Genomic DNA, 25,374 nt, shown 5'->3' with positions numbered 1-25,374 from the left:
AAAAAAAACGCCGTGCGGCACGCGCACGGCGTTCGGATGGCTTTTTACGGCGCCGGCGTCAGCCGAGCATCTTCAACAGTTTCTCGGCCACAGCGGCGGAACTGGCCGGGTTCTGGCCGGTGACCAGTTGGCCATCGGCGACCACATGCACCTGCCAGTCAGCGACTTTGGAGTAGCGTCCGCCGAGGCGCTGAAACTCGTCTTCGATCAGGAACGGCACAACGTCCGTCAGGCCGACCGCTGCCTCTTCCGAGTTGGTGAAACCGGTGACTTCGCGATGCTGGATCAACGGATTTCCTTGAGCATTCACAACGTGACGCAGCACGCCCGGCGCATGGCAGACGAAACCGTGTGGCTTGTTGCTGCGGTCGAAGGCTTCGATCAGGGCGATCGACTGCTGGTCTTCGGCCAGATCCCACAGCGGGCCGTGGCCACCTGGATAGAACACGGCATCGAAATCATCTGCGCTCACCTCGGCCAGGCGCCCGGTGTTGGCCAGCGCCTGTTGGGCTGCCGGGTCTTGGCGGAAGCGGTCGGTCTCGGCGGTCTGCGCGTCGGGCTCGTCACTTTTCGGATCGAGCGGTGGCTGGCCGCCGGCTGGCGAGACCAGGGTGACGTCGGCACCGGCGTCCTTGAAGGCGTAGTAGGGGGCGGCGAACTCTTCCAGCCAGAAGCCGGTTTTCTTGCCGGTGTTACCGAGTTGATCGTGCGAAGTCAGAACCATCAAGATTTTCATAGAGCACCCTGGGGTTGATCGAGTGGCGTCGCTGCACAACGGATTTGCACAGCGGCGACACCGGAAGATTGCATGTCGGAGCGCAGCATAGTTTCCAATTAGACCAGTCGTCTAGTAATTTTTTAGCCGAAGCTTTTTCAGTGACAGGTGTGGCAAACTTCCGTTCCTCTGAAATAAACGACTGGTCTATTGCCTGGTATTTTGTGCCCCATGAAAGCGACCTACGACGATACCCGCCAACATTTGCTCGACACCGGCCACCGGATGATGGCCGAGAAGGGCTTCACCAGTGTCGGCCTCAATGAAATCCTGCAAACCGCCGGCGTGCCCAAGGGCTCGTTCTATCACTACTTCAAATCCAAGGAGCTCTACGGCCAGGCCCTGCTCGCGGATTACTTTGTCGGTTATCTCGCGGACATGGAGCGGCGCCTGACATTGCCAGGGCTGAACGCTTATGAACGGCTGATGGATTACTGGCAGGGCTGGCAGGATCGCTGCACCCTCGAAGGGCATGGTGATGAGTGTCTGGTGGTGAAGCTCAGTGCCGAAGTCGCCGACCTGTCCGAGTCGATGCGCCTCACGTTGCGTGATGGTGCCGAACAAGTGGTGGCGCGCATTACCCTGTGCATCGAGCAGGGCCAGGCGGAAAAAAGCCTGCCGGCCGCAGATGCCCGGCACTTGGCGGAAACCCTGTATCAGCTCTGGCTGGGGGCGAGTCTGCTGAACAAGCTGCAACGTACCGGGCAATCGTTGGATACGTCGATGGCGACCACCCGGCAACTTTTGGCTGTTTGATGTTCAGGTTGATCCGCCGGCAGCGAGTCCCGCGGATCGACGCTAAACCGATGACTCAGAACTCCGGTGTGTACTTCACGCTGAACATCACGTTGCGCGGGTCGCCGAAGTTGTTGTTGCCGTTGAGCTGGTTGTAGGCAGCGGTGTAGTAGCGCTTGTCGAACAGGTTGTTGGCGTTCACCGCCAGGTCGATTTCCTTGCTCAACTGGTAGCCGAGACGGGCGCTCCACACGGTGTAACCGGCGACGTCATAGGTGTGTTCATAACCCAGCGTGTGGCTTTGGGTGGTGAAACCCAGACCGGTGCTGACCCGCTCCCAATCGCCGCTGAACTGGTAGTCGCCCCAGACTCGCAGCATGTGTTTCGGCGTCCAGGTGCTGAAGACTTTGCCTTCATTGTCCGGGTCATCGAGGTATTTGGTGGTGTTGTAGGTGTAACCGGCGAACAGTTGCAGATTGTTCAGGACTTCGCCGCTGATCTCGGCTTCGATGCCCTGACTGCGGACTTTGCCGGCGGCGTTGGAGCAATACCAACCGTCGCAGATCATGCCCGACGCGAGGTCGTTGACGGCACGGTTTTCCTGGTCATAGCGAAACAGCGCCAGGGAGGTGTTGACCCGGTCGTCCAGCAATTCACCCTTGAGCCCGACCTCATAGTTGCTGCCAACCACCGGTTTGAGCGTCTGGCCACTGGCGTCGCGGTTGGTTTGCGGCTCGAACACATCGGTGTAGCTGGCATACACCGCCCATTCGCGGCTCAGGTCGTAAATGATGCCAGCGTAGGGTGTGACCACACCGGTTTCCTTCGCGGTGCTGTCCGGAAGGGGCGTAACGACGTCGCTGAAGGCGACTTGGGTCGCAGACTGGTAGTTGTAGTCATACCAACTCACCCGCGAGCCAAGCACCAAAGTCAGTGGTTCGATCGGTTTGACGCGCCAGCTGCCATACAGGCCTTTTTGGCGGATATCGTATTTACTCGGCGTGGCGCGGCCGCCCGGCGTATTGAGCAAACCTTCGTAGCTGATTTCGGGACGGTCGTGGTCGATGTCGAAGATCGTGTCGGTGGTGTTGTTGTTGAAGGTTCGGGCGAATTTATCGTCGGACGTGTACTTGGCGTAGTTACCGCCCAGCATCACTTCGTGCTCCATCGATAGGGCTTCGAAGTGGCCGCTGAGGTTCATGTCCAGGCCGAGTTTGGTCGCGTCGAAGTCCGTGACGAAGTCGGCGTATTGAATACCGCTGCCATCGGGCTTGATCCCGTCGCCGCTGGTTTGCAGACGCTGGCTTTTGCCTTTGTTGGTTTCACTCATGCGCACGGCGCCGACCTTGAACGCCCAATCATCATTGAAGCGGTGTTCCAGATCGGTATAAAGCGTGGTGACGTCGATGTCCAAATGGTTCCATCGAGCGCCACCGTAGGTTGAGCGCGGCACATTCAGCGGCTTGCCGTCGGAGTAGCGTGGCAGGCCGCGAATCATTGGTCGTGACTCGCCCTCGGAGTTACTGACCGCCACGCCCCATGTGGTGTCGTCGCTCAGGTCGAAGTCCAGTGCACCGTACAGCGAGTGAGTCTTGCTCCATTCGTAATCGACGAACGACTGACTCTGGTCTTCATCGGCGACGAAGCGCCCGCGCACCGTGCCCGTCGAGTTCAGCGGCCCACCGGCATCCAGTTGCAAACCGTAGTGATCCCAAGAGCCGGCCTTGCCGGTGATGGTCACGGTCGGGGCATTCTGGCCGCGTTTGCGCACCAGGTTGACCGCGCCGCCGGGGCTGCCGGCGCCTTGCAGCAGGCCGGATGCGCCACGGAGAATCTCCAGACGATCGAAGAAAATCAGGTCTTGGGTCGCCCAGTTGCCCAGGGCGTAGGAGTTACGCGTGATCGGCACGCCGTCGTACTGCCAGTCGTCGATCTGAAAACCGCGCGAGGTGAGAATCATGCCTTTGCCCACGCCCTGAACGCCGACCAGGCCGGTGGTCTTGTTGGCCGCGTCCTTGAGATCGGTAAGGCCCTGATCGTCCATTTGCTTGCGGGTCATCACGGTGACCGACTGCGGAATTTCCTTGAGGGTGTGCGTGCCTTTGCCGATGGTCACGGCCTTTGCTGCGTAGGAGCCCGAGCCCTCGGTGGTGGCGCCGTAGCTGCGTTCGACGATGTTGGTGGCACCCAATTGCAGCGCTGCGCTGCTGTCGGTGGCGGGCTCGACGCTGAAGTTGCCTTGCCCGGTCACGCGTAGCTGCAAACCGCTGCCCGCCAGCGCCTTTTGCAGCGCTTGTTCAGCCGGCATCTGGCCAATCACCGCTGGCGCGCGTTTGCCCTGCACCAGGGCCGGCTCCAGCGAAATGATTTGCCCGCTCTGCCCGGCAATCGCATTGAGCGTGCTGGCGAGAGGGCCGGCCGGCAGGTTGAAACTCAGGTCTTGCGCCAGCGCTGAACTCGCCAGAGTTGCCAGGGCAACGGCAACGGCGACGGGAAGGGTACGGGGCCACGTGTTGAGCACAACATTCTCCTGTTTGTTTTGAAGTGTCAGGAGATAGGAGGGATGAGAAATGAAAACCGGACACAAACAAGAACGGTTTTCAAAAAAAACTTTTCGTCCCTCACTGTTTGCTGATCAATGTCAGCCAGGGACTGTAACGATTCACGCGAATAGGCAGGGTTTCGGCCAGGGCGCCGAGGGTGCGCTCGGGATCGTCCAGCGGGAACACGCCTTGCACGCGCAGACCGCGAACCTCGGGAGCCACGCGCACGAAACCACGATGGTAAGGACGCAGCGCTTCGACCACTTGCTCCAGCGACTCGTCCAGCACATTCAAACGCCCGCTCAGCCAGTCGGCGCGTCGACGCTCATCGCCGCTGGTCAGCGTAATGTCGCGCGAGGAGAGCAGCGCTGCCTGGCCTTCCTTGACGACTTGCGTGGTGCCATCGAACAAACGGGCTTGCACGGAATGCTGCAGCACCACGAGGCGGCTGGCGTCCTGTTCCTGAATGACCAGAAAACGCGTGCCCAGCGCACGCATTTCGCCTTCGGCGGTTCGTACTATCAGCGGGCGACGCGGGTCGGGCGCGACATCAATCACCAGTTCGCCGTGGCGCAGAATGACCACCCGTTGCTGCTCATCGAAGCGCAGATCCACCGCGCTGTCAGCGTTCAGGCTGAGGCGGCTGCCATCGGCCAGATTAAACGTCTGTCGTTGACCGCGCCCGGTGTGCAGATCAGCCAGAAGCGTTTCACCCAGGCGGGTTTTGCTGCCAAGCAACAGACTGCCACCGAGCAGACCGAGGCCGGCGATCATGCGCAAGGCATCGCGGCGCGAGGCCTGTGGCTGCAACAGAACCTGACGCGCCTCACTCGCCTGGCCGGGCAGGCGTCGATCCAGTGTGCGCACCGTGTTGAACGATCCGCCCAAGCGTTCCTGCAAATTGTCCCAGGCCTGGCTGTGTGCACGGTCCATCGCCAGCCAGGCGTTGAAACGCTGTTGCAGTGCAGCATCCGGCGTGCCGGCGCGAAGCTTGACCATCCAGTCGATGGCTTGCTCGCTGATCGGGTCCAGGCGTGTTTTGCTCATGGCGCCATGTCGCACAGGTAGCACTGGCGCAAGGCCTGTTTCATGTAACGGCTCACCGTGCGCTCCGACAGCCCCAGCTTCTGCGCAATCGCCACGTAGCTCAGCCCGTCCAGTTGGCTGTAGAGGAATGTGGCCTTGACGATCAACGGCAAGCCATCGAGGGCGCGGTCGATGGCCACCAGCGCTTCGATCAATTGCAGTTGTTCTTCAGGGGAGGGCGCCAATGCTTCTGGCAGCGCCGAGAGGCGCTCAAGGTAAGCCAGCTCAAGCTTGCGTCGGCGGTGACGGTCGAAGATCAACCGGCGCGCGATGGTCGATAGATAGGCCCGTGGCTGCTCGATGCTGTCGGGGTCCACTCGCGCCACCAACAACTGGCAAAAGGTATCGGCGGCGGTGTCCTCGGCATCCGCGTGGTTACGCACCTGCCGATTGATGTGTTGCAGCAGCCAACGATGATGATCGCTGAAAAAGAATCCCAGCTTGCTGGACGGAAGAGAGTGCACTGGTGAGCTTTCCAGATGTTAGTGAGAATCTCTCTCAATACTACCTGCGTGGCCAGAGCCAGTGCAATCGGTCTGTCGTGTCGGCTGTGTTTGCCGCTAAAGCGCCGCCCATTGATCGCGGTATTGCAGGAGGAAATCGACGAAGGCGCGCACGTGTTGCGGCACATAGCGACCGTGCGGGTAGAGCAAGGTGTAAGGCCTTGAGCGACCGCTGTAGGGCTGAAGCACCTCGACGAGGCGACCCTCCGCCAGTTCCTGTTCAACAATGAATTTGTAGGTCTGGAACACTCCCGCGCCATGCTTTGCCAGCGTTACGCCGCCGAGAACATCGTCTGAGCAGGAGTAACCACCGTCGGAAAACACCTCACGATCCTTGCCATTTTCCTGAAACAGCCAGGAGATCCGCCGCCCGCTGCTGGGCAGTTCGAACTGGATGCACTCGTGCTGAGCCAGATCTTCCAGGGTCTGCGGCACGCCCGCTTTGTGCAGATAGTCGGGCGACGCCACCACCACCAGTTTCGCGTCTTCCAGCAGGCGGGCAATCAGGGTCGAGTCCGGTTGAGCGCGGACGCGGATCGCCAGATCGTAGCCCTCCGCGACGAAGTCGATATTGCGATTGCCCAAGTGAATATCCACCGTGACTTGCGGGTAGAGCGCTCGAAAGGCTGGCAGCAGCGGCAGAATGCGGTGATGCCCGTAAGTGGTCGGCAGGCTGATGCGCAAGCGTCCTGACGCGGTCGTCTGCGCGCCCATGACTTCTTGTTGCGCCTCGACCAGTTGGGTCAGCGCCTGGCTGCACTGGACGAAAAAATTTCGGCCAGCCTCGGTCAACCGAATGCTGCGTGTGGTTCTGGCGAACAGCCGGGAACCCAGGCGTTGCTCCAGCCGCAGAATCGATCGGCTCACCGCTGCTGGTGTCACCCCGGCCAGCTGTGCGGCGGCGGTGAAGCTACCGGCCTCGGCGGCGAGGCAAAACAGTTCGATACTGCCCAATTGCAAGTCATCAAAGTGGCGTTTCATAAGGGAGGGCACCGAGTCTCAACAGACATTTCATCCCGGTGTTTACTACATGAAACGGCGCCGCCGGTATACACCGACGGCGCCGTTTTCTTGTTGCAGGGACAACAGGGAATCAATGCCCCGCGCTCTGACCGCCATCGACGTGCAGAATCTCACCGGTGACGAAATTCGCGCTGTCCAGATAGAGGATCGCCTGCACGATGTCGTCAATCTCACCCATATGGCCAACCGGGTGCAGGCTGCCGAGCGCTGCGTGAGTCTCCACACCATGCATCGGCGTCTTGATGATGCCCGGCGACACGGCGTTGACCCGAATGCCGCGCTTGGCGTACTCGATAGCCAGCGATTTGGTTGCCGCGTTGATGCCGCCCTTGGTCAGCGAGGCCAGCACCGAAGGTACGCCGTCGATGGCATGATCCACCAGGCTGGTGGTCACGCTGACGATGTGGCCGCTGCTGTGCTTCTCCATCTCGGTAATCGCCAGTTGCGAGATGTGGAAGAAGCCGCTCATGTTGGTGGCCACAACCTGGGCGTAATCTGCCTGGCTGTACTCGGTGAATGGCTTCGCGACAAAGATCCCCGCGTTGTTGACCAGCGTGTCGATCCGCCCGAAGCGAGCGACGGCTTCGCGGATGACGCGCTCGGCAGTGGCAGGATCAGCGATGTCGCCAGCCACGGTCAGAATGTCCGGGTCGGTAGAAGGCTGGATTGAACGGGAGGTCGCGACCACTTGATAGCCGCGCTCACGAAAGCCTTTGACCAGACCTGCGCCAATACCTTGAGAGGCGCCGGTAACCACTACCACTTTGTTGGACGTGCTCATGATGAATCCTCATGTAATCGAAATGAATTGAGTGAACGGATTTTCAACGGTCAGACGTGAGCGCCAACCTGCGCCGCCTGACGTAATGCTTGCCGGTAATCAGCGACCGATTGCGATCCGGACAGGATGTGTCGGTCATTGATAACCATCGCCGGTACCGACTGGATGCCGCGCTGCTGATAGAACGCTTCGAGTTCGCGGACTTCACGACTGAACTCTGCAGAGGCCAGTACGGCTTCTGCACGCTCACTGTCGAGCCCCGCGTCCTTGGCCAGATTCACCAGCGTTTTGCGGTCATCCGGGTTTTTTCCATCGGTGAAGTAAGCCCGCAACAAGAGCTTTTTCAGTGCGCGCTGGCGCCCTTGTGTCGAGGCCCAAAACAGCAAGCGATGGGCATCGAACGTGTTGTAAAAATGACTGCGCTTTTCCAGGTCGAAGTGAAAGCCAATCTCCTCGCCGCGTTGAATGATCATCGCGTTGCGCTGCGCCACTTGCTCAGCGCTGCGACCGTACTTGCGCATCATGTGCTCGATAGCGTGTTCGCCAGCCGCCGGCATCTCCGGATTAAGTTCGAACGGCTTGTAGGTCAGTTCAACCTCGACTTCACCCGCCAGACTTTCGATCGCTTGCTCAAGTGCGGTAACGCCGAGCGCGCACCATGGGCAGACGACATCCGAGACAACATCGATTTTCACCACGCGACTCATGATGAGGCGTCCGACAACTGTTTGCGGTACTCCGTGGTCGTCATGCCGGCGTAACCCCAGTTATCCGTGTCGACTTCCTCGATGACGATGTGCGTCAGTTTGGGATCCTTGTGGAGCACCCGTTCCATCGTTTCCGTGATCTCCTTGATCACCTGGGCTTTCTGCTCCCGAGTGACGCCGTCACGGGTGATGCGTACGCTGATGAAAGGCATTTGAGTATCTCCAGTGGTCAGCCTGTCGGATTGATGGGCTGCTGTTGGAGAGAACTTTAGGAAGTTGCAGGAGGTTGATAAATGGGGTTTCAGGTACATCATTTGTGATGTGGTGTATCAAGTGCCCGCACAGGGTCGGCCTTCGGACCCTCTTCGGCGATAAAACGACGGGGACGGGTTAAGTTAAGTCTGCCTAGACGAGGGACGCTGCCATAACATCGCGGTCTTACGGAGCAATCGATGATCGATGAAGAACAGCTAGTGGATCTTTATGAAGCCGGCGACGCGCTGGCTGGCGGAGATAGCAGTGCAATGCAACGTTTGCTTCCGCACATAAAAAACCGCGAGTCGTACAGCGACATCCCGGTGTTGTTCTACGTCGCTGAAAACGTGGAAACACTCGATTTTCTTGCGGAAAATGGCGTGGATTTTTTTCAGAAAAACAGTCTGAGCGGTGGCAGCCTGCTGCATCGCTCGGCGCTGGAAAGTGATGATTCTGTCTTCGCATGGGTACTCGACTGGTACAAAACCCACAACTTGATCGACGTCACTGATGACGCCGGCGTTACGCCGTTGTCGGCGCTTTTGAAACTCGGTCCGATAGAGCGTGCAGGTAGATTGATTGACTCTGGCGCAAGTGTTGATTCAGTGGCAGACAACGGTCTGACCCCTGCGCGACAAGCCGTTTTCCATATGGGCGAAGAGCCGCAGGCCATTGGAGGTCTGCAGATACTTCTAGCCCATGGATTGACCGTGGGTGCGGACGAGGCCGTCTATCTGGCGGATGCCGCGCGAAGCATTGACCGGCCCGTTCTTGCCCAGTGGGTTGAAGACAATCTGCAAGCTCGATGATGTTCTTGTTCACCCCAGAATTTACGGCGACCAAGGAGCCTTGCAAACGTCAAGGTGGATGCAGAGGTCGCATCGTGTAACCTTGGCGCCGGGATAGAGAGGGATGTCATTTATGGAACAAGGAGCGGTGTCACCCCTTATGGACGACAAGCAATCACCTGTGCTGATCCAGGTCTACATGGCCGACGATGGTGGCGCTGTCCGTGAGGAACTGCTCGCGCGTCAGATTGATCAGCACACCTACGAATTACTCTCTTCACCTGGCCTGGCGCAAAACCTGGCGAGGGGGGATATCGTCTCGATCAAGGATAGAAATGCACCTGCCGAGGTGCTGAAGCGAGGCGGTAATTTCTGTATTCAAATCTACGCCGATTACATTTCCCCGGACGCGATCACTGCGCTTGCAGATGATGTTGTCCGCGAGTTGGATGGAACACTGGACGGCGTCTGCGAGGGAAGTTTGTCGCTGGCTGTTCCTGCGAAAAATGGCATGGAAAGAATCAACGGGTTTTTTGACAGGTTCCGTGAGCAAACCGGGATTCAGTGGTATTACGCCAACATCTATAAAAACCTCGACGACGATAGTGACGAGACGCTGTTGTACTGGTGGCTGTTGCCGACCCCTGCACAAGCTCATGTGAAGGCTAAGTCGTTTGTTGACGCTATTGATCGGCGTGATACTGCAGCGCTCAAGCGGGATTTCGCAATATCGGACGCTGTGGCGGATGAAATCTACGCGTCAATCGATGAGTATTTTGGTCCCGGCACAACAATATCCATAGCCCCTGAAGAGACAGCCTTCGATACAAACGGGCGAGACCGACCTTTCATCGATGCTTATGAAACCAATAGCAAGACGTTAGGCATGGAATGCATCCTTTGGGCTAATGGCGCTCCCAGCGAGGCGATTCTCCATCTTGAGATTTCACAACGAGAGGGGGAGTTAGTGGTGTATTACAAATACATCGGGTCTTGATCCAAACCATCATTATTTTCTCCGTACACTCTTAGACGTAGTCCGCTCCCAAAACGGAAAAACATGGATATTAAATTCTCCGCAATATACTTCGATGCCTCCTCAGAAGATGAAGTTTTGACTGTCGCGCTGTCTGACAACGCCCATGAACCTGAGGACTTTCTGATTCTTCAGCGAGCGACGGAGGTTGATGAGCAAGATGTGGAACTGGGTCAAGACACTTACCATGTTGAAATCGGCAATCCTGGATTGGCAGGCTATGGTGGTGTTGACGAAGTTTTTATCGCGAATGATCGTTTGACCTTTGTTTTTTCAGATGCTGTTGCCTGGTGTAAGTCTATAAAAACACTTGAAGTGCGACTGTCGTCTCAAGCTGAAATTACAGGTGATCTCGCCGATTTGCTTGGAGCGGTGTTTGCAGGGCAATCAACCAGAATTTCGAGGTCATGATGTCCTGGACGTATTCTGACCAGGTTGATTGGGGGCTTTAATGAGTTATTACGTGCTTTCGCAATTGGAGGACGTTGGCTGTCCCGTCGGGATTTTGCATGGCGACCTTTTTGACAAATTTTATCCAGACACAAAAGATGTGAAATTCGGTTTTTTTCCATGGTATGCAGAAAAGGCAAAGGCCGGCCCGCGCACGCCTTTTCCGCAGGGGATGGTTCTTATTTCCAGGGATGAATACTACGATTTTGATATCAGAAGTATTTCGCGTTTTTTCTACGTGGTCAGTGATGCGTTTCTGGCGGTCTGTCGCAAGACGAACGTCAATATTATCGACAGCGTCAGGATTGAAGTGCTGTCAGAGGCTGGGAAGCGTATTTCAGAAAAAAATTATAATGCCGTGTTGTTTGATGAGCTGGACGTTCGAACGAACTGCGATCCGGCATCAACATTTGTCGAAGAAAACGGCCGGCCGGTCAGGTTCAAAAAGCTGGTACTTCCACCTGAGTGGGGGCTGGATCTGTTCAAGTACCGCAGACTGATTTCCGGTAGCGATAGTCTGGTCTGTTCCCAGGCGTTCAAGGAGTTGGCAGAAAGCTTTAAAGGCATTGGGTTTACCCCATTGGACGAGGTTCTATGGTCTGGGATAAGGCGAATTTAAGAAGGTTTCTGGTGATATCTTTTTAATAGTCAGGTCAGGATGGATACGGGGCGATATGGAATACTACGTGCTCTCTCAAAAGGAAGAGTCTGGCTGTCCGCGTGGCTTATTGAACGCGAATTTATACGATAAGTTCTATCCCGATGCGGAAGGCGTGCAATTTGGCTTCTTTCCTTGGTATGCGGAGAAAATAAACTACACATTTCATACCCCGTATCCGGAAGGAATGGTGCTGATATCGAAGGATCGGTTCTATGATTTCGATATCCGCAGTGTTTCGCGTTTTTATATAGTCAGTGACGATTTTTTGTCAGTGTGCGCGGAGCTTGATGTCGCAATCGCGGATCGCGTGGTAATCGATGTGGTATCAACCAAGGGAGAGCCTGTATCCGTCAAAAGCTACAATGCGGTCCTTTTTGAAGAGCTTGATGCCCGCTCTGATACAGGGTTGGGCTCGACATTTGTTGAAGAAGATGGATTGATTTTCAGATTCAAAAAGTTAGTGTTGCCTGAGGTATTCAAGCATGACTTGTTCAAGTTCAAAGGAATGATTTCCGGTAGTAATACGTTGATTTGTTCCAGCGCTTTCAAAGCACGGGCGGCGGGGCTTAAAGGCGTTGAGTTCATACCGTTGGAAGGCGTGCTCTGGTCGGCTGTCAAGCCAATTTGAAATAGGGACCTAATGATGCAAAAAGCTGATTGTGCAATTCCTGACGCATCGCAACAGCAGGTGTGTGCCAGGTATGGGCTGACGCCACACCCTCCCGAGGAGGTGGTTGCCATTGCATTGAATACTCTCCACAAGTCGCCGATTTACGGATCGAGAGTCCAATTGCCTGAGGGGGGCACGGTCAGTTGGTTCATTCACTGCGGTGAACACTCGCCAGCCAGCGGCTTCTATCAAACGCTGCACACCAGCCATTTGGTTGATGAATTACCGCAAGTGCTGAAGTATCTTTTTCTGCCCGCAGGTTCCAGGTTCATTATCGACAGAGAAGGTTACGAAGACGTTTGGATGGTGGGAGTGGAATCCTCTTCGGACTGAAATGTCGAGCGTCTTGACGCCAGTGAAAGCTTTCCTTTGAGCACGGATATGACTGATATTTTTCACAAGATTATTTTCAAGTTAACGCCTGACGAAGATGATTACCCTCCCTTTTCGGTTGAATCGGTATGGGGCATCTACCGAGGGAAGGACGTTTACGAAATAGACAACACACCTTATTACGTTCATGGCGTCAGTAAAGGTGATCGTGTGCAAGTACAACTGGATGGCGAGGAGCGGATAGCTGCCCGTGTGGTGAGTCAAGGCGGGCACTCGACAATCAGGGTTTTCGCGAGTGATCCGGGCGAGAAAGCAAAGATAATCACCCGGTTGCAAGAATATGGTGCGTTCTGTTTATCAACTCGCGGTCTATCGTTGTTTGCTGTGGATATTCCCGCAAGCTGTGATTTTTCCATGATCGACAGTTATCTGTCGTCGATTGCTGATGGCGAAAATATCGCCTATGAAGACGCGTGTCTGCAGCACTACCCGATAGAGCCATCTCGCGTACTGGAGTGCTCGTCGTTGGCTTCCATACCCTGCCTGTTACATTGAACATAAGGATGTAAATGGAGAAGGTATTTTTCAAGTTATTGGTCGAAGATGACTATCCACCGGTTTCAAGCGAGAGCCTGTGGGCTGAGAGATTGGACTCGGGCTCATTTATCGTGAAGAACATTCCGTTTTACACACGGGAAGTTTGTCTTGATGACGAGATTTCGGTAAGCCCCGTGGTGAACGCTGAGTACCAATTTGAGAAAGTCATAAAAAATACCGGCAACAGTACCCTTCGTATCATTTTTTTCGAGGCGGGTGAGCCATGGATTTCTAGTGTTTTGGAAGATCTGGTTGCTAGAGGCTGCGCATGGGAAGGTATGAGCAAAAAGTTCTTCTCCATCAACGTTCCTGCCGACGTTTCCCTTGACGATGTGCTGAGTGTATTGGCCGAGAAAGAAGCAAAGGGATGGCTGGATTATGAGTCTGGAATGCTTCGCCAATAAAAACTCCTTTTGAGCCTTATCAACGATGAAGAAATTCAACACGTTCACCGTACACGGAACCGCCGTTGGCAGTGAGAACAGCATCCGCCTTGATGAAATTTCGATCCTTGCTGACCCCGAAACCATCAGGGCGCTTGGCGCTTTTCTAATCCGCGCCGCCGATGAGATGGCAGTTGAGGGCGTGGAGCATGTACATCTTCAAGACCTCGTAGAGAACTTCAGTCATGAAGACCACGTAGACGTGATTGTCCTTAACGGCGATCTCATAAAAAGCGCCTAGGTCCAGACGTTGCAGTGAGTAAGGTATGCGCGTCGATGACGTTTTTATTTCCACCATTGAATGCGACTTTCAGAATAGTGACCGCTTCGCCACGCTGGCGGCAAAAATGGTCACGCATACTTTTGAATATTTCAGTCTGCAAGCCATGAAGGGTGCTCAGAAACAGGGAAGAGCCCGAGTGCATTCAATCGCTTGATATCGACCTTGGCGCGAACGCACTGAGCAGTGCCTGCCTCTATCCGGCACAAGCCAACATTTCGGCGATCCATTGAACTTGCCGGGCAACGTCTTGCACCTTTGCCTCGGGCAAAGCCTGTTGCGCTCGAGCGAACTGGGCCAGTGTCTTCTGCTTTTCATGCAGCCGGCGTTGCCACTTGATCAGGAATTGCGGACTGCGGACCTGCATTTGCAGCGGGCCGAAGTACAGCTCTTGATCGGTGTAGACCACTGACTCTGCACGTTCAGCGACGATGATTTCGTAGTCGAAACGGTTTTCCTGCAACAGTTCCTCGTGGAGGATGCGGTAGCCATTGTCCACCAGCCATTGGCGCAGTGGCTGCTCACCGCCATTGGGTTGCAGGATCAGGCGCTCCTCGCCGCTCAAACGCGATTTGCCGCCGTCGAGAATGTCGCGGATCGTCTCGCCGCCCATGCCGCAGATACTGACGGCGGTGATCCTGTCGCCAGGCTCGATCGCCGCCAGACCATTGGCCAGACGCACGGTGATGCGTTGCTGCAGATCGTTGTCGCGCACCGTGCGTTGGGCCGAATGAAAGGGCGTCAACGCCACCTCACCGGCCACGGCCGCTGCAATCACCCCGCGACGCATCAGCGCCACCGGCAGATAGCCGTGATCCGAGCCGATATCGGCCAGCCTTGCGCCGGTCGGCACATGCGCTGCCACGCGCTCCAGGCGCATGGACAAAGTCTGTTCGTTCAACGGCAACCCCTGTTCATTACAAGTTTGCGGCAGCAATGACCGCAAAAGGGGGGCGACTTTGTCGAGCAACGCGGTGCCTGTCAAATTCCGGCGACAGGGATCACGGCGCGAACCTTCAGTCGACCAGTGTCGCGTTATCGATCACGAAGCGATATTTCACGTCGCCCTTGAGCATGCGCTCGTAGGATTCGTTGATCTGATCAGCACGGATCAGTTCGATGTCGGAGACGATGCCGTGTTCGGCACAGAAATCCAGCATCTCCTGGGTTTCCGGGATCCCGCCGATCATCGAGCCGGCAATGGTGCGGCGTTTCATGATCAGGTTGAATACGTTCGGCGAGGGATGCGGCGAGGCGGGTGCACCGACCAATGTCAACGCACCATCGCGCTTGAGCAGCACGAGAAACGCATCGAGATCGTGCGGAGCCGCGACGGTGTTGAGGATGAAATCAAAGCTCTTGGCATGCGCCGCCATCTCTTCGGCATTGCGTGACACGACAACCTCATCGGCGCCCAGTTGTTTTGCCGCTTCGCGTTTCGATTCGGACGTGGTGAACGCCACGACATGCGCGCCCATGGCATGGGCCAGTTTGATCCCCATGTGACCGAGGCCACCGATGCCGACCACGCCGACTTTCTTGCCCGGCCCGGCATGCCACTGACGCAGCGGCGAGTAGGTGGTGATCCCGGCGCAGAGCAGTGGCGCGACGGCCGCCAGTTGCGCCTCGGGATGGCGGATGCGCAGCACGTAACGTTCATGCACGACGATGTTTTGCGAGTAGCCGCCGAGTGTCCAGCCGGGGGCGTCTGGCGTCGGGAAGTTGTAGGTGCCGATCATGCCGTCGCAGTAGTTTTCCAGCCCGGTTTCGCAGTCATCGCAGTGTTTGCAGCTGTCGACGATGCAGCCGACGCCGACCAGATCACCGACTTTGAAATCCGCGACATGCGCGCCAACGGCTGAGACGCGCCCGACAATTTCATGGCCCGGCACGCAGGGGAATTGTGTGCCGGCCCATTCCGCACGCACCTGATGCAAGTCTGAATGGCAGATGCCACAGAAAGCGATATCGATCTGCACGTCATGGGCGGTCGGCGCGCGGCGGTTGATCTGCATCGGCTCAAGGGGTTTGTCGCCAGCGTGGGCACCGTAGGCTTGTACGAGCATGGGAGCGTCCTCAATGGGGTTATCGAACGCACATTTTTGCCCTTTTGCCCGACATTGAAGTAGTGCATTCCTGTGCAATGCTTGCCTGATCCTGCGAGGCGTTGTGACGTTGCGCAGACAGACGATCGCAGTGTTTGCAGGTAATCTGCCGGTTCGCTGACTAAAACAAAAACAGGAGCCATTGATGCAACCGATCCGTCTCGGTCTGGTGGGCTACGGCAAGATTGCCCAGGATCAACATGTCCCGGCGATTCTCGCCAATCCCGCATTCCAGTTGCTGTCTGTCGCCACGCAAGGCAAGCCCTGCGCCGGTGTCGAGAATTTCCAGTCGCTGAGCGAATTGCTCGCAAACGGCCCGCAGGTCGACGCGATCGCCTTCTGCACGCCGCCGCAAGGACGATTTGCGTTGGTGCAGGAAGCGCTGGCCGCCGGCAAACATGTGCTGGTGGAAAAGCCGCCCTGCGCAACGTTGGGTGAGGCAATGGCATTGGTCAGTCTGGCCGAGCAGCACGGCGTCAGTGCGTTATTCGCCTGGCACTCGCGCTATGCGCCCGGCATTGCCGCCGCCCGCGACTGGCTCGCCACCCGTACCCTGCAAAGCGTGCACATCGACTGGAAGGAAGACGTGCGCAAGTGGCATCCCGGCCAGACCTGGATCTGGCAACCGGGCGGTCTGGGCGTTTTCGATCCGGGCATCAACGCCTTGTCGATCGTCACGCACCTGCTGGCACTGCCGTTGTTTGTCGAGTCCGCTGAACTGCGCGTACCCGACAACTGCCAGTCACCGATTGCCGCTTCGATCAAAATGTCTGACGCACGCCACCTCGAGGTGCGCGCCGAATTCGACTTCGACCATGGTCATGACGAACTCTGGAGCATCGAAATTCGCTGCGCCGAAGGTGTGTTGCGACTGGATAACGGTGGGGCGCTGTTGAGTATCGATGGAGCGCGCCAGACGGTTTCGGAAGAGGGCGAGTACGCGGCGGTGTATCGGCATTTTCAGCAGTTGATTGGCGACAAGGCCAGTGATCTGGATCTGCAGCCGTTGCGGTTGGTGGCGGACAGTTTCTTTGTCGGGAGTCGGGTGTTGGTCGAGGCGTTTTACGACGCCATTTGAGATCTGACGCCGTCTCATTGTGGTTGTCCCCTTAGCCAAAGTTCAGCAAAAACCTGTGGGAGCTGGCTTGCAGCGATGGCGGTGGGTCATTCAACAACGATGTTGGCTGGCCCGACGCTTTCGCGGGCAAGCCCGCTCCCACAGTGATTGTGGCTGTACCCTTCGCCCAAGTTCACCGCGAGAACCTGTGGGAGCTGGCTTGCCAGCGATGGCGGAGGGTCATTCAACAACGATGTTGTCTGGCCAGACGCTTTCGCGGGCAAGCCCGCTCCCACAGTGATTGTGGCTTTACCCTTCGCCCAAGTTCACCGCGAGAACCTGTGGGAGCTGGCTTGCCAGCGATGGCGGAGTGTCATTCAACAACGATTTGTCTGGCCAGACGATTTCGCGAGCAGGCTCGCTCCCACGATTTTGCTTAGAAACGGTCAAGCGCGTAAGGGTCGATTGCCGGCAAATCCCCCATTCGTTTTTCTACCTCCGGCAACACCATCCGCGCAACCATCTCCGCCGTCACCGCCGCCTGCGTCAGCCCCAGATGCTGATGCCCAAACGCAAGCAACACCTTGCCCCCGCACGCTTGATCAATCACCGGCAACGAATCCGGTAGCGATGGCCGAAACCCCATCCATGGCGTCGCCGCCTCAGCGCTCAGATCCTTGCGGAACAACCCCTGAGTCAACCGATGCAACTGCCACGCGCGTTCCATGCTCGGTGGCCGCTCCAGCCCGGCGAACTCGACCGTGCCCGCCAGGCGCAAGCCTTCAGACATCGGCGTCATGATGAACTTGCGCTCCAGCGAGGTGACCGGGAAGGGCAGGCGGTTATGTTCCTGCGGCAACATCAAGTGATAACCGCGCTCGGTGTCCAACGGGACTTTCTTGCCGGTGAGTGCGGTGGTGAGTTTTGCCGAGTGCGCTCCGCAGGCGATCAAGACGCGGCTCGCGGTCAAACCACCGGTTCCGGTGATCAGCGAAACACCGTGCTCCCGCACATAGCCGCCCTGAACCTGTTGCCTCACAAAACTCACGCCGCTGGCCTTGGCTGCTTCGACCAACTCGCAGACCACGCGATATGGATCGAGAAAATGGCCGGTGCGCGGAAAGAACAAACCGCCCTGAATCTGATCGCTAAATTGCGCTGCGGATTCCCGTACCGCGCCAGCCGGCCAGAAATCGACCGGCACTTGCTGCTGGCGCAAGCGAACCTGGAGCGCATCGATGGCCTGCCGCGATTCCGGGCGCTCGAAGACCAGCAACGATCCATCGACCTTGAGCAGGTCAGGACGTTGAATATCCCCCAGCAAACGATGCCAGGCATCCAGACTGCTTTCATTCAGCGCCCGCAAACCCGCCACGGTTTTCTGAAAGGGCTCCGCCCGCAGGTTCAGCAACAGCCGCGTAAACCAGGGCAGGGCGCGGGGCATGTATCTCCAGTCCAGGCGCAGCGGGCCCATCGGGTCCATCAGCATTGCCGGCAAGCGCTTGAGAATCGACAGGTCAGCAATCGGAAACACCTGCTCGGTCGCCAGATGCCCGGCATTGCCGAACGATGCGCCGTGCCCCGGTTCCTGCTGATCGATGACCACCACACGCTGGCCCTGACGGGCAAGACGCAGTGCGCAGGCGACGCCGATGATGCCGGCGCCGACCACGGCGATGTCGTGCGAGACGTTATTCGGGCTGTTCATGCGCTTCCCTTTGCCCATCGAGCAGGCGACGCAATTGCAGGGGATTGGCCTGTTTCAGTGCCGAGGGCAACAAGCTGTCGGGGAAATCCTGATAGCAGACCGGACGCAAGAATCGGTGGATCGCTGCTGTGCCAACAGATGTCGACCGCGCGTCGGATGTGGCCGGGAACGGCCCGCCATGTACCATCGCATCAGACACTTCGACACCGGTGGGCCAACCGTTGACCAGCAACCGACCGGCCTTGCGTTCCAGCGCTGGCAGCAGCGCGCGGGCCTGCTCGAGGTCTTCGTCGTCCAGGTGCAATGTGGCAGTCAGTTGGCCTTCCAGATGTTCGATCACTTGACGAATCTCATCGTCATCGCTGCATTGCACAATCAACGACGCCGCGCCAAACACTTCGGCCTGGAGGTTCTGATCGGCGAGAAAATCGCTGGCTTGGGTGACGAACAGGTGGGCCTGGCACTGATTGGGTTGCGTGCTCATCTGACCCACACCCGAAATTTGCGCATGGGGGTTCTCGGCCAAGGCATTCACGCCAGCCTCATAGGCATTGAAGATGCCCGGCGTCAGCATCGTCTGCGCGGGGCTTTGTTGGAGCCGTTCGGCAGTGGCGGCGACAAATTTGTCCAGCGCGGGCCCCTTATGCGCAATCACCAGACCAGGATTGGTACAGAACTGCCCGGCACCCACAGTCAGTGAAGTGACGAAGCCCTGCGCCAATGCTTGCACGCGATTGCGTAATGCCGCGGGAAACAGCAACACCGGATTGATCGAACTCATTTCCGCATACACCGGAATCGGCTCGGGCCTTGCCTGTGCCGCTTGGCACAGCGCCAGCCCGCCGCTGCGAGAACCGGTAAAACCCACGGCTTTGATGCGTGGATCGGTGACCAGCGCGATACCCAATTCGTGACCGGAACCGTACAACAACGAAAACACCCCCTCCGGCAGACCGCAGGCTTGCACCGCTCGCGCCACTGCGCGGCCGACCAGTTCACTGGTGCCGGGATGCGCGCCATGGGCCTTGACGATCACCGGGCACCCGGCCGCCAGCGCCGACGCCGTGTCGCCACCCGCCACCGAGAACGCCAAGGGGAAATTGCTCGCGCCAAACACCGCCACCGGCCCCAACGGCACTTGGCGTTGACGCAGGTCCGAGCGCGGCATCGGCTGCCGCTGCGGTTGCGCTGTATCAACGCGCACATCCAGCCATTCACCAGCCCGTATTGTGCGAGCGAACAGTCGCAGTTGCTGACACGTGCGGCCTCGTTCGCCGAGCAAACGGGCGCTCGGCAGGCCGGTTTCGGCCATGGCACGGTCAATCAGCTCATCGCCAAGGGCTTCGATTTCCACGGCAATGCGTTGCAGAAATTCAGATCGGGCATCCAGCGTCGTTTCGCGATAGCGGTCCAGCGCTGCCCAGGCCAGCGCGCAGGCCCGCTCGACATGTTCGGCCGAACCGCCGGCATAGGCCGGCTCCAGCGTCATCCCCGTGGCCGGGTTGATCCCCCGAACGGCTTCGCGATTGCCCGCAACAGTGTGCTGTCCGATCAGCATGTGGCCCGTCAGAGTCATGGTTTATTCCTGATGAGAAAAGATTGCCCGCCGCTACAGTCGGCGGGCACGAAAACGCAGCGAGGGATCAGGCGAAGTTCTGCTCCGCCGACCAGTTCTCGTACCAGTGACGGAACAGCGCGTACTGGTTCTCTGCATAGCGGCGTTGTGAGTCGCTCAACGCATCGGTTTCATTGAAATGCAGGGTGTATTCCTTGTCCCCGTTGAGCACCATCAGGTGCTTGTAATACAGCACCAGGTCGCAGCCTTCGTCGAACGACGACAGCACCGCCAGCGCCGATTCCAGTTCCCGCGCCTGACGCCGTGCCTTGGCATCGCCCTTGGCCGCTTGCTTGCTCAGGGCCACCAGTTGCAACACTTCGCGAGGCAGGGCGTTACCGATCCCGGTGATCGCACCGGTGGCGTTGCAGTTGACGAAACCGTGCACCACTTGCGTGTCGACGCCGACCATCAGGGTCACGTCGTCATCCTTGGAGGTGATGTTTTCGGCGGCGTAACGCAGGTCGGCACCGCCACCAAACTCCTTGAAGCCGATCATGTTCGGGTACTCGCGGCGCAGCTCGAAGAACAGATCGGCGCGGGTGGCGAAGCCGTAGTAAGGGCTGTTGTAGATCACCGCCGGCAACTCGGGCGCGGCCTGGAGGATCGCGGCGAAGTGGGCTTTTTGCGCGGCGGCCGAAGCACCACGGGACAGCACGCGGGGAATAACCATCAAACCCTGCGCGCCGACTTTCGCCGCGTGGGCCGCATGGGAAACCGCTTCGCGGGTGTTCACCGCACCGGTCCCGACAATCGTCGCAATCCCCGCCGCCACCAGCCGCGCCACGCCTTCCTGACGCTCGGCTTCGGTGAGCAACGGCCAGTCGCCCATGGACCCGCAATACACCACGGCGCTCATGCCGATATCGATCAGCTCGCGACCCTTGGCCACCAACGCGTCGAAGTCCGGTTTGCGCTGGGCGGTGCACGGGGTCATCAGGGCTGGCATGCAGCCGGTGAAGATGTTGTCGCTCATTGTTTTAACTCCTTGGCACATCGTTTAAATAAGGGTGGAAAGTCGGCGCGGCAGCTCAGATGCCCCACGCGAACGGATCTGTTTCATCGATCAGCAATGTGCTGTCGGCGGTCATGAAGGCGCGGCCAGTGATGTAGGGGCGGATGCGTTCACCTTCCCATTCGAAGCGGCCTTCGAACTGGCTGCCGGTGATGCTTGCCTGTACCCAGCGCGCGCCGGGCTGCAGCTTGTCGTCGGCCGCAAGGCAGGCGAGTTTGGCGCTGGTGCCGGTGCCACATGGCGAGCGGTCGTAGGCTTTGCCGGGGCACATGACGAAGTTGCGGCTGTCGGCGTTGGTGTCGTCAGCGAACAGTTCGATGTGGTCGACGACCGCACCGTCCTCACCGTATATGCCTTGATCTTCGAGGGCCTTGAGCATCGCCCAGGTGTACGCCGTGAGGTGCTCGACGTTGTCCATCGTCAGGGTCTGGCCATGCTCGGACACAAGGAAAAACCAGTTGCCGCCATAAGCGATATCGCCGAACACCCGGCCGAATCCCGGCACATCCACCGGTACCTGTTTGCGGTAGCGATAAGACGCCACGTTGCCCAGCGTCACGGTGCTGTCTTCATGCAGCGTCGCGCTGACCGGGCCGACCGGTGTGTCGATCTTGTGCACGCCTGGGGCGATCTGGCCCAAGTGCTGTAACGAATTGATCAGGCCGATGGTGCCGTGGCCGCACATGCCGAGGTAACCGGCGTTGTTGAAGAAAATCACCCCGCACGTGGCGTCAGCCGACACCGGCTCGCAGTACAGCGCGCCGACCAGCACGTCGTTGCCGCGTGGTTCCAGCAGGCAGGCGCGACGCCATGCATCATGCTGATCGCGCAGGGCATCGCGCTTTTCAGCCATGGTGCTGCCGGGCAGATCGGGAAAACCCTTCATCACCAGACGCGTGGGTTCGCCGCCGGTATGGGAATCGATGACGTGTACTCGTTTCATGGACGTCTCTCGTTTGAAGATTTCAGTAAGCGCCGGCAGGGCGCGCGTTCACGGTGGAGGCGGGGGCGGCGACTTCGCTTTCTTCATCGTCATCCTCAAGGCGCAGCAGATGTGCCGGTACGCCGGTCGCGGCGCCCCAGTAATAGATGCCCGTCGCACAAGCAGCGACGACGAGGGTGTCGAACGGGTGGGCGAGGATGCCGAGGCCGCCGAAGGTGCCGAGTTTCGACAGCACGATCGTCACCGCGTAGAAGGCGATCAGCCAGGCCGAGGAGCGCACTTGGCGAGCCAGATTCAGGTGCGCAGTCGGCACAAAACGACCGCACAGCAGGTAGACGACAAACATCAGGATTTGCAGGCCGAGCAGCCACGACACGGTGCTCCAGCCCGACCAGTAGACGATCAGTGCAGCGATGATGAACGACACCGGTCCGAGCACGCCCATGCACTTGACCCGGAACGGCCGCGGCATGTCCGGCGCATTACGGCGCAACGCAGCCACCGACACTGGCGCCACGGCGTAGCTCAACACCAGTGCGGCGGAAACCACGTTGATCAACGCTTCCCACGACGGGAAGGGCAGGGTCCAGAACACCGACAGCGCAAACGTCAGCCACAGCGCCGGACGCGGGATGCCGGACTTCTCATCGATGTGGGTGAACACCTTGAAGAATGTGCCGGTCTGCGCCCAGCCATAGATCACCCGAGGCGTGGCGTTCATGTAGATGTTGCCGCAGCCGCTCGGTGAGATCACCGCGTCGGCGACCACCAGATACGCCAACCAACCCACACCGAGCGCCAGTGCGATGTCGCGATACGGCAGGGCAAATTCCTTGCTCACACCGGCCCAGCCGTTGGCGAGCATTTCGGTCGGGATGCCACCGAGAAAAGCCATTTGCAGCAGCACATAAATCAGGGTCGAGAGCAGCACCGAGAGGATCAGCGCGATGGGAATCGTGCGCTGCGGATTCTTCACTTCGCTGGCCACCGAGATGATCGGCGTCAGGCCCAGATACGCGAAGATGATCCCGCCCGCCGAGACCGCCATCTCCACACCCGACAAGCCGAACGGCGCGAAGCCCTGGACGTGGAAGTTTTCCGGTTTGAAGAACGTGAACAGCACACCGATCACCAGCAACGGCACGATGAACTTGAAAATGCTCACCAGATTATTGGCTTTGGCGAAGGTCTTCACGCTGCGGTAGTTGAGCACGAAGAACAGGCAGAGCAGGCCGAACTGCACCAGCCAGCCGAGCAGTGTCGGATCACCGGTGCCGGTCTTGGTCAGCCCGGGAAACCACGCCGCGGCGTATTGGCGCGAGGCAACCACTTCGATCGCCACCAGACTGGAAAACGCGATCAGGGTGATGAAGCCCATCAGGTAACCGAGCAACGGCCCGTGGGAGTAAACCGGATAGCGCACCACGCCGCCGGCACGTGGCAGCGCGGCGCCCAGTTCGCAGTAGACGATGCCCAGTAGCAACACGGCGAAACCGCCCAGCAACCAGGAAAATATCCCCGCCGGCCCGGCGATGGCGGACACGTGACTGGCCGCGAACAACCAGCCGGAGCCGAAGATCGCCCCGAGCCCGATAAACGTGAGATCGATCAGTGAAAGCTGTTTTTTGAACTTGCCTTGGCCTGACATGGCATCGCCTTCTTGTGAGTTATTGGATAGGCAGTTGTGTCACTCGGACGGCCAGACTTTGAACTCATCGGCAGCGTGGCGATTGATGTTTTGCGGTGGGATCAATGACGAATTCAGCACAATTGCGCCGACGGGTCGCGGCGCTCGACAGGGCCGTGGTGTTGCTGCAATCTGCACGCGAACGGCGCATGGGCTATCCACGAACAGGGGAGAGAATCCTTGATGCAGAACGCGTTTTCGATTCTTTGCCAGGGTGGCGACGGCAACCGTCCGCAGACCCTCGAAGAGCTGGTGGCCAGCGCTGCGCTGCTGTTGCCGATGCTCGATGTGATCCCCAACGCGGTGATTTTCATCAAGGATGTGCAGGCCCGGTATGTCCTGGCCAACCGCACACTGGTGCAGCGTTGCGGCTTGAAAGACTTGCGCCCGCTGCTCGGCAAAACCAGCGCGCAGGTGTTCCCGGCGCAACTGGGGCCGGGCTACACCGAGCAGGATCGCAAAGTGCTGGAGGAGGGGTTTGTGCTGGAGGATCAGCTCGAACTGCATCTTTATGGCAGTCGCGAACCCGGTTGGTGCCTGACCCACAAACAACCGCTGTACAACCGCGACGGGCAGATCATCGGTTTGGCTGGTATCTCCGTGGATGTGCAGTCAGCCAGCGAAACCCATCCGGCCTTCCAGCGACTGGCGGCGGTCGACGAACACATTCGCAACCATTTCAACCGCCGCGTCACGCTGGGCGAACTGACGCGCATCGCCGGTATTTCCGTCGCGCAACTGGAGCGTTACTGCAAACGTGTGTTCCACCTGACGCCCCGGCAAATGATCCAGAAAGTCCGCCTGGAACATGCCCATCGGCTACTGCACACAGACCTGCCGATCACCGACGTTGCGCTGCAATGCGGCTACACCGACCACAGCGCCTTCACCCGCCAGTTCAAGGCCTCGACCGGGTTTACACCTCGGCAGTATCGTCAGGCTACATCCCTGTAGGTGCTGCCGAAGGCTGCTCCACAGATGTCATTGTGCTGAGGGTATTTAGCGAAACGTCGCACCGCCTCAAAACCCACGAACTCAATCCTGCAGAAATACAGTGTACCTGTGGCGAGGGAGCTTGCTCCCGCTGGGCTGCGAAGCAGCCCCAAAACCTGAGAATTCATTCCTTCAAAAATACCGCGTACTCAGGGTTTACGACTGCTGCGCAGCCGAGAGGGACCGTGCGACGATTCGACAAGCTCCCTCGCCACAGGTGTTCTGTGCTGGGGCTTAGTCCGGCAACTGCAAATTATCCAGCACCCGATTCACCGCCAGCTCCCCAAGCATGATCAGTTGCGCAATCCCCAGCAGCGTCCTGCGCTGCGACGCTGGCAAGAGGTGGGCGAAGTCACTGGCAATGGTTCTTGCTGAAGCAAGGGTCTCGAAGGCATCTGCCAGCATCTCCTCGTTTTTGAAGTCGGCGGTAACGGCGTACATCCTGCGGGTTCTGCGGGGAGGTGGCGTTGACCCGGGCGGGCAGAGGTAGTGATCGAGGGCGCGGTCGGCGGCTTCGTTGAGCTTTTTCGAATCGAGGGATTCGTAGGGGGAGGTGGGGGCGGTTCCGGGTGGGTTGGGCGTTGG

At 58.4% G+C, this 25,374-nt stretch carries 28 protein-coding genes and 1 pseudogene; 13 read left to right on the top strand and 16 right to left on the bottom strand.

Annotated features, from left to right (window positions below; translation table 11 throughout):
* Positions 1–58: 58 nt before the first annotated feature.
* A complete protein-coding gene (locus tag AC3WMT_RS07160; RefSeq protein WP_103303546.1) occupies positions 59–736 on the bottom strand; it encodes a type 1 glutamine amidotransferase domain-containing protein in 678 nt (225 codons plus the stop codon).
* A 210-nt stretch (positions 737–946) separates the two neighbouring features.
* Here AC3WMT_RS07160 and curR point away from each other — a divergent pair, with 210 nt between their 5' ends.
* On the top strand, positions 947–1,531 hold the full coding sequence (gene curR / locus AC3WMT_RS07155; RefSeq protein ID WP_103303547.1) for a TetR family transcriptional repressor CurR: 585 nt from the start codon (positions 947–949) through the stop codon (positions 1,529–1,531).
* Between the two features lie 55 nt (positions 1,532–1,586).
* On the opposite strand, the gene AC3WMT_RS07150 is transcribed toward curR, so the two are convergent.
* The 7 genes from AC3WMT_RS07150 to AC3WMT_RS07120 all read right to left on the bottom strand — a co-directional run bounded on the left by AC3WMT_RS07150 (position 1,587) and on the right by AC3WMT_RS07120 (position 8,365).
* On the bottom strand, positions 1,587–4,031 hold the full coding sequence (locus AC3WMT_RS07150; protein ID WP_103303548.1) for a TonB-dependent siderophore receptor: 2,445 nt from the start codon (positions 4,029–4,031) through the stop codon (positions 1,587–1,589).
* A gap of 100 nt (positions 4,032–4,131) precedes the next feature.
* The gene (locus tag AC3WMT_RS07145) at positions 4,132–5,100 is read right to left on the bottom strand and encodes a FecR family protein (protein WP_103303549.1); all 969 of its coding nucleotides are present in this window, start codon (positions 5,098–5,100) and stop codon (positions 4,132–4,134) included.
* A complete protein-coding gene (locus tag AC3WMT_RS07140; protein ID WP_103303550.1) occupies positions 5,097–5,603 on the bottom strand; it encodes a sigma-70 family RNA polymerase sigma factor in 507 nt (168 codons plus the stop codon). Before AC3WMT_RS07140 ends, AC3WMT_RS07145 begins: the two co-directional genes overlap by 4 nt.
* 96 nt (positions 5,604–5,699) lie before the next feature.
* Positions 5,700–6,623: a LysR family transcriptional regulator gene (locus AC3WMT_RS07135; RefSeq protein WP_103303551.1), complete on the bottom strand. Its 924-nt coding sequence runs from the start codon at positions 6,621–6,623 to the stop codon at positions 5,700–5,702.
* Between the two features lie 112 nt (positions 6,624–6,735).
* A complete protein-coding gene (locus AC3WMT_RS07130) occupies positions 6,736–7,446 on the bottom strand; it encodes an SDR family NAD(P)-dependent oxidoreductase (RefSeq protein ID WP_103303552.1) in 711 nt (236 codons plus the stop codon).
* 50 nt (positions 7,447–7,496) lie between these two features.
* On the bottom strand, positions 7,497–8,153 hold the full coding sequence (locus AC3WMT_RS07125) for a DsbA family oxidoreductase (RefSeq protein ID WP_103303553.1): 657 nt from the start codon (positions 8,151–8,153) through the stop codon (positions 7,497–7,499).
* Positions 8,150–8,365, bottom strand: a complete 216-nt coding sequence (locus AC3WMT_RS07120) for a tautomerase family protein (RefSeq protein ID WP_103303554.1) — start codon at positions 8,363–8,365, stop codon at positions 8,150–8,152. The genes AC3WMT_RS07125 and AC3WMT_RS07120 overlap by 4 nt, the downstream gene beginning before the upstream one ends.
* A gap of 240 nt (positions 8,366–8,605) precedes the next feature.
* Between AC3WMT_RS07120 and AC3WMT_RS07115 the strand changes: the two genes are divergently transcribed.
* The 10 genes and pseudogenes from AC3WMT_RS07115 (at position 8,606) to AC3WMT_RS07070 (ending at position 13,823) form a co-directional block, all read left to right on the top strand.
* On the top strand, positions 8,606–9,217 hold the full coding sequence (locus AC3WMT_RS07115) for an ankyrin repeat domain-containing protein (protein ID WP_103303555.1): 612 nt from the start codon (positions 8,606–8,608) through the stop codon (positions 9,215–9,217).
* 139 nt (positions 9,218–9,356) lie between these two features.
* Positions 9,357–9,830, top strand: a pseudogene (locus tag AC3WMT_RS07110) (DUF4265 domain-containing protein); the annotation flags it as partial.
* Positions 9,831–10,256: 426 nt separating this feature from the next.
* On the top strand, positions 10,257–10,643 hold the full coding sequence (locus AC3WMT_RS07105) for an Imm10 family immunity protein (protein ID WP_103303556.1): 387 nt from the start codon (positions 10,257–10,259) through the stop codon (positions 10,641–10,643).
* 40 nt (positions 10,644–10,683) lie between these two features.
* A complete protein-coding gene (locus tag AC3WMT_RS07100) occupies positions 10,684–11,301 on the top strand; it encodes a hypothetical protein (RefSeq protein ID WP_146041231.1) in 618 nt (205 codons plus the stop codon).
* A gap of 55 nt (positions 11,302–11,356) precedes the next feature.
* Positions 11,357–11,971, top strand: coding sequence for an Imm43 family immunity protein (locus AC3WMT_RS07095; RefSeq protein WP_103303558.1), 615 nt, complete (start codon positions 11,357–11,359; stop codon positions 11,969–11,971).
* 15 nt (positions 11,972–11,986) lie between these two features.
* Complete coding sequence (locus AC3WMT_RS07090; RefSeq protein WP_103303559.1) at positions 11,987–12,346, top strand: immunity protein Imm33 domain-containing protein; 360 nt, start codon at positions 11,987–11,989, stop codon at positions 12,344–12,346.
* Between the two features lie 48 nt (positions 12,347–12,394).
* Complete coding sequence (locus AC3WMT_RS07085; protein WP_103303560.1) at positions 12,395–12,901, top strand: DUF4265 domain-containing protein; 507 nt, start codon at positions 12,395–12,397, stop codon at positions 12,899–12,901.
* 14 nt (positions 12,902–12,915) lie between these two features.
* Positions 12,916–13,347, top strand: coding sequence for a DUF4265 domain-containing protein (locus tag AC3WMT_RS07080; protein WP_103303561.1), 432 nt, complete (start codon positions 12,916–12,918; stop codon positions 13,345–13,347).
* Between the two features lie 25 nt (positions 13,348–13,372).
* Positions 13,373–13,627 (top strand): Imm32 family immunity protein, encoded by a 255-nt coding sequence (locus AC3WMT_RS07075; protein WP_103303562.1) that lies wholly within the window; start codon positions 13,373–13,375, stop codon positions 13,625–13,627.
* Between the two features lie 25 nt (positions 13,628–13,652).
* The gene (locus AC3WMT_RS07070) at positions 13,653–13,823 is read left to right on the top strand and encodes a hypothetical protein (RefSeq protein WP_158249169.1); all 171 of its coding nucleotides are present in this window, start codon (positions 13,653–13,655) and stop codon (positions 13,821–13,823) included.
* Positions 13,824–13,862: 39 nt separating this feature from the next.
* On the opposite strand, the gene AC3WMT_RS07065 is transcribed toward AC3WMT_RS07070, so the two are convergent.
* Positions 13,863–14,567, bottom strand: a complete 705-nt coding sequence (locus AC3WMT_RS07065) for a tRNA (adenine(22)-N(1))-methyltransferase (RefSeq protein WP_305888150.1) — start codon at positions 14,565–14,567, stop codon at positions 13,863–13,865.
* Between the two features lie 115 nt (positions 14,568–14,682).
* Positions 14,683–15,732 carry an NAD(P)-dependent alcohol dehydrogenase gene (locus AC3WMT_RS07060; RefSeq protein WP_103303563.1) on the bottom strand — a complete coding sequence of 350 codons (1,050 nt, stop codon included), beginning with the start codon at positions 15,730–15,732 and terminating at the stop codon, positions 14,683–14,685.
* 184 nt (positions 15,733–15,916) lie between these two features.
* Here AC3WMT_RS07060 and AC3WMT_RS07055 point away from each other — a divergent pair, with 184 nt between their 5' ends.
* Positions 15,917–16,849 (top strand): Gfo/Idh/MocA family protein, encoded by a 933-nt coding sequence (locus AC3WMT_RS07055; RefSeq protein ID WP_103303564.1) that lies wholly within the window; start codon positions 15,917–15,919, stop codon positions 16,847–16,849.
* A 415-nt stretch (positions 16,850–17,264) separates the two neighbouring features.
* Here the strand turns inward: AC3WMT_RS07055 and AC3WMT_RS07050 are convergent, their stop codons facing one another.
* The 5 genes from AC3WMT_RS07050 to AC3WMT_RS07030 form a co-directional block, all read right to left on the bottom strand.
* Positions 17,265–18,536 (bottom strand): NAD(P)/FAD-dependent oxidoreductase, encoded by a 1,272-nt coding sequence (locus AC3WMT_RS07050; RefSeq protein WP_103303565.1) that lies wholly within the window; start codon positions 18,534–18,536, stop codon positions 17,265–17,267.
* Positions 18,520–20,112 (bottom strand): aldehyde dehydrogenase (NADP(+)), encoded by a 1,593-nt coding sequence (locus AC3WMT_RS07045; RefSeq protein ID WP_103303566.1) that lies wholly within the window; start codon positions 20,110–20,112, stop codon positions 18,520–18,522. The genes AC3WMT_RS07050 and AC3WMT_RS07045 overlap by 17 nt, the downstream gene beginning before the upstream one ends.
* Before the next feature lie 67 nt (positions 20,113–20,179).
* Positions 20,180–21,127: a dihydrodipicolinate synthase family protein gene (locus tag AC3WMT_RS07040; protein WP_103303567.1), complete on the bottom strand. Its 948-nt coding sequence runs from the start codon at positions 21,125–21,127 to the stop codon at positions 20,180–20,182.
* A 55-nt stretch (positions 21,128–21,182) separates the two neighbouring features.
* Complete coding sequence (locus AC3WMT_RS07035; protein WP_103303568.1) at positions 21,183–22,109, bottom strand: 4-hydroxyproline epimerase; 927 nt, start codon at positions 22,107–22,109, stop codon at positions 21,183–21,185.
* 22 nt (positions 22,110–22,131) lie between these two features.
* The gene (locus AC3WMT_RS07030; protein WP_103303569.1) at positions 22,132–23,757 is read right to left on the bottom strand and encodes an APC family permease; all 1,626 of its coding nucleotides are present in this window, start codon (positions 23,755–23,757) and stop codon (positions 22,132–22,134) included.
* Between the two features lie 222 nt (positions 23,758–23,979).
* Between AC3WMT_RS07030 and AC3WMT_RS07025 the strand changes: the two genes are divergently transcribed.
* Complete coding sequence (locus AC3WMT_RS07025; protein WP_103303570.1) at positions 23,980–24,750, top strand: AraC family transcriptional regulator; 771 nt, start codon at positions 23,980–23,982, stop codon at positions 24,748–24,750.
* 273 nt (positions 24,751–25,023) lie between these two features.
* On the opposite strand, the gene AC3WMT_RS07020 is transcribed toward AC3WMT_RS07025, so the two are convergent.
* On the bottom strand, positions 25,024–25,374 hold a 351-nt coding region (locus AC3WMT_RS07020), incomplete at its 5' end, for a DUF6124 family protein (protein WP_103303579.1).

The organism is Pseudomonas sp. FW305-7 (genome assembly GCF_058786735.1).
The sequence above is the reverse complement of the archived record's forward strand: the minus strand, read 5'-3'. Positions and strand labels throughout refer to the sequence as shown.

What these genes read in the sequence shown, in the direction of transcription:
- AC3WMT_RS07160 (WP_103303546.1), bottom strand. Translation starts at nt 736, where the DNA reads ATGAAAATCTTGATGGTTCTGACTTCGCACGATCAACTCGGTAACACC.
- curR (WP_103303547.1), top strand. Translation starts at nt 947, where the DNA reads ATGAAAGCGACCTACGACGATACCCGCCAACATTTGCTCGACACCGGC.
- AC3WMT_RS07145 (WP_103303549.1), bottom strand. Translation starts at nt 5,100, where the DNA reads ATGAGCAAAACACGCCTGGACCCGATCAGCGAGCAAGCCATCGACTGG.
- AC3WMT_RS07135 (WP_103303551.1), bottom strand. Translation starts at nt 6,623, where the DNA reads ATGAAACGCCACTTTGATGACTTGCAATTGGGCAGTATCGAACTGTTT.
- AC3WMT_RS07130 (WP_103303552.1), bottom strand. Translation starts at nt 7,446, where the DNA reads ATGAGCACGTCCAACAAAGTGGTAGTGGTTACCGGCGCCTCTCAAGGT.
- AC3WMT_RS07125 (WP_103303553.1), bottom strand. Translation starts at nt 8,153, where the DNA reads ATGAGTCGCGTGGTGAAAATCGATGTTGTCTCGGATGTCGTCTGCCCA.
- AC3WMT_RS07120 (WP_103303554.1), bottom strand. Translation starts at nt 8,365, where the DNA reads ATGCCTTTCATCAGCGTACGCATCACCCGTGACGGCGTCACTCGGGAG.
- AC3WMT_RS07115 (WP_103303555.1), top strand. Translation starts at nt 8,606, where the DNA reads ATGATCGATGAAGAACAGCTAGTGGATCTTTATGAAGCCGGCGACGCG.
- AC3WMT_RS07105 (WP_103303556.1), top strand. Translation starts at nt 10,257, where the DNA reads ATGGATATTAAATTCTCCGCAATATACTTCGATGCCTCCTCAGAAGAT.
- AC3WMT_RS07100 (WP_146041231.1), top strand. Translation starts at nt 10,684, where the DNA reads ATGAGTTATTACGTGCTTTCGCAATTGGAGGACGTTGGCTGTCCCGTC.
- AC3WMT_RS07095 (WP_103303558.1), top strand. Translation starts at nt 11,357, where the DNA reads ATGGAATACTACGTGCTCTCTCAAAAGGAAGAGTCTGGCTGTCCGCGT.
- AC3WMT_RS07090 (WP_103303559.1), top strand. Translation starts at nt 11,987, where the DNA reads ATGCAAAAAGCTGATTGTGCAATTCCTGACGCATCGCAACAGCAGGTG.
- AC3WMT_RS07085 (WP_103303560.1), top strand. Translation starts at nt 12,395, where the DNA reads ATGACTGATATTTTTCACAAGATTATTTTCAAGTTAACGCCTGACGAA.
- AC3WMT_RS07080 (WP_103303561.1), top strand. Translation starts at nt 12,916, where the DNA reads ATGGAGAAGGTATTTTTCAAGTTATTGGTCGAAGATGACTATCCACCG.
- AC3WMT_RS07075 (WP_103303562.1), top strand. Translation starts at nt 13,373, where the DNA reads ATGAAGAAATTCAACACGTTCACCGTACACGGAACCGCCGTTGGCAGT.
- AC3WMT_RS07070 (WP_158249169.1), top strand. Translation starts at nt 13,653, where the DNA reads ATGCGCGTCGATGACGTTTTTATTTCCACCATTGAATGCGACTTTCAG.
- AC3WMT_RS07060 (WP_103303563.1), bottom strand. Translation starts at nt 15,732, where the DNA reads ATGCTCGTACAAGCCTACGGTGCCCACGCTGGCGACAAACCCCTTGAG.
- AC3WMT_RS07055 (WP_103303564.1), top strand. Translation starts at nt 15,917, where the DNA reads ATGCAACCGATCCGTCTCGGTCTGGTGGGCTACGGCAAGATTGCCCAG.
- AC3WMT_RS07050 (WP_103303565.1), bottom strand. Translation starts at nt 18,536, where the DNA reads ATGAACAGCCCGAATAACGTCTCGCACGACATCGCCGTGGTCGGCGCC.
- AC3WMT_RS07045 (WP_103303566.1), bottom strand. Translation starts at nt 20,112, where the DNA reads ATGACTCTGACGGGCCACATGCTGATCGGACAGCACACTGTTGCGGGC.
- AC3WMT_RS07040 (WP_103303567.1), bottom strand. Translation starts at nt 21,127, where the DNA reads ATGAGCGACAACATCTTCACCGGCTGCATGCCAGCCCTGATGACCCCG.
- AC3WMT_RS07035 (WP_103303568.1), bottom strand. Translation starts at nt 22,109, where the DNA reads ATGAAACGAGTACACGTCATCGATTCCCATACCGGCGGCGAACCCACG.
- AC3WMT_RS07030 (WP_103303569.1), bottom strand. Translation starts at nt 23,757, where the DNA reads ATGTCAGGCCAAGGCAAGTTCAAAAAACAGCTTTCACTGATCGATCTC.
- AC3WMT_RS07025 (WP_103303570.1), top strand. Translation starts at nt 23,980, where the DNA reads ATGCAGAACGCGTTTTCGATTCTTTGCCAGGGTGGCGACGGCAACCGT.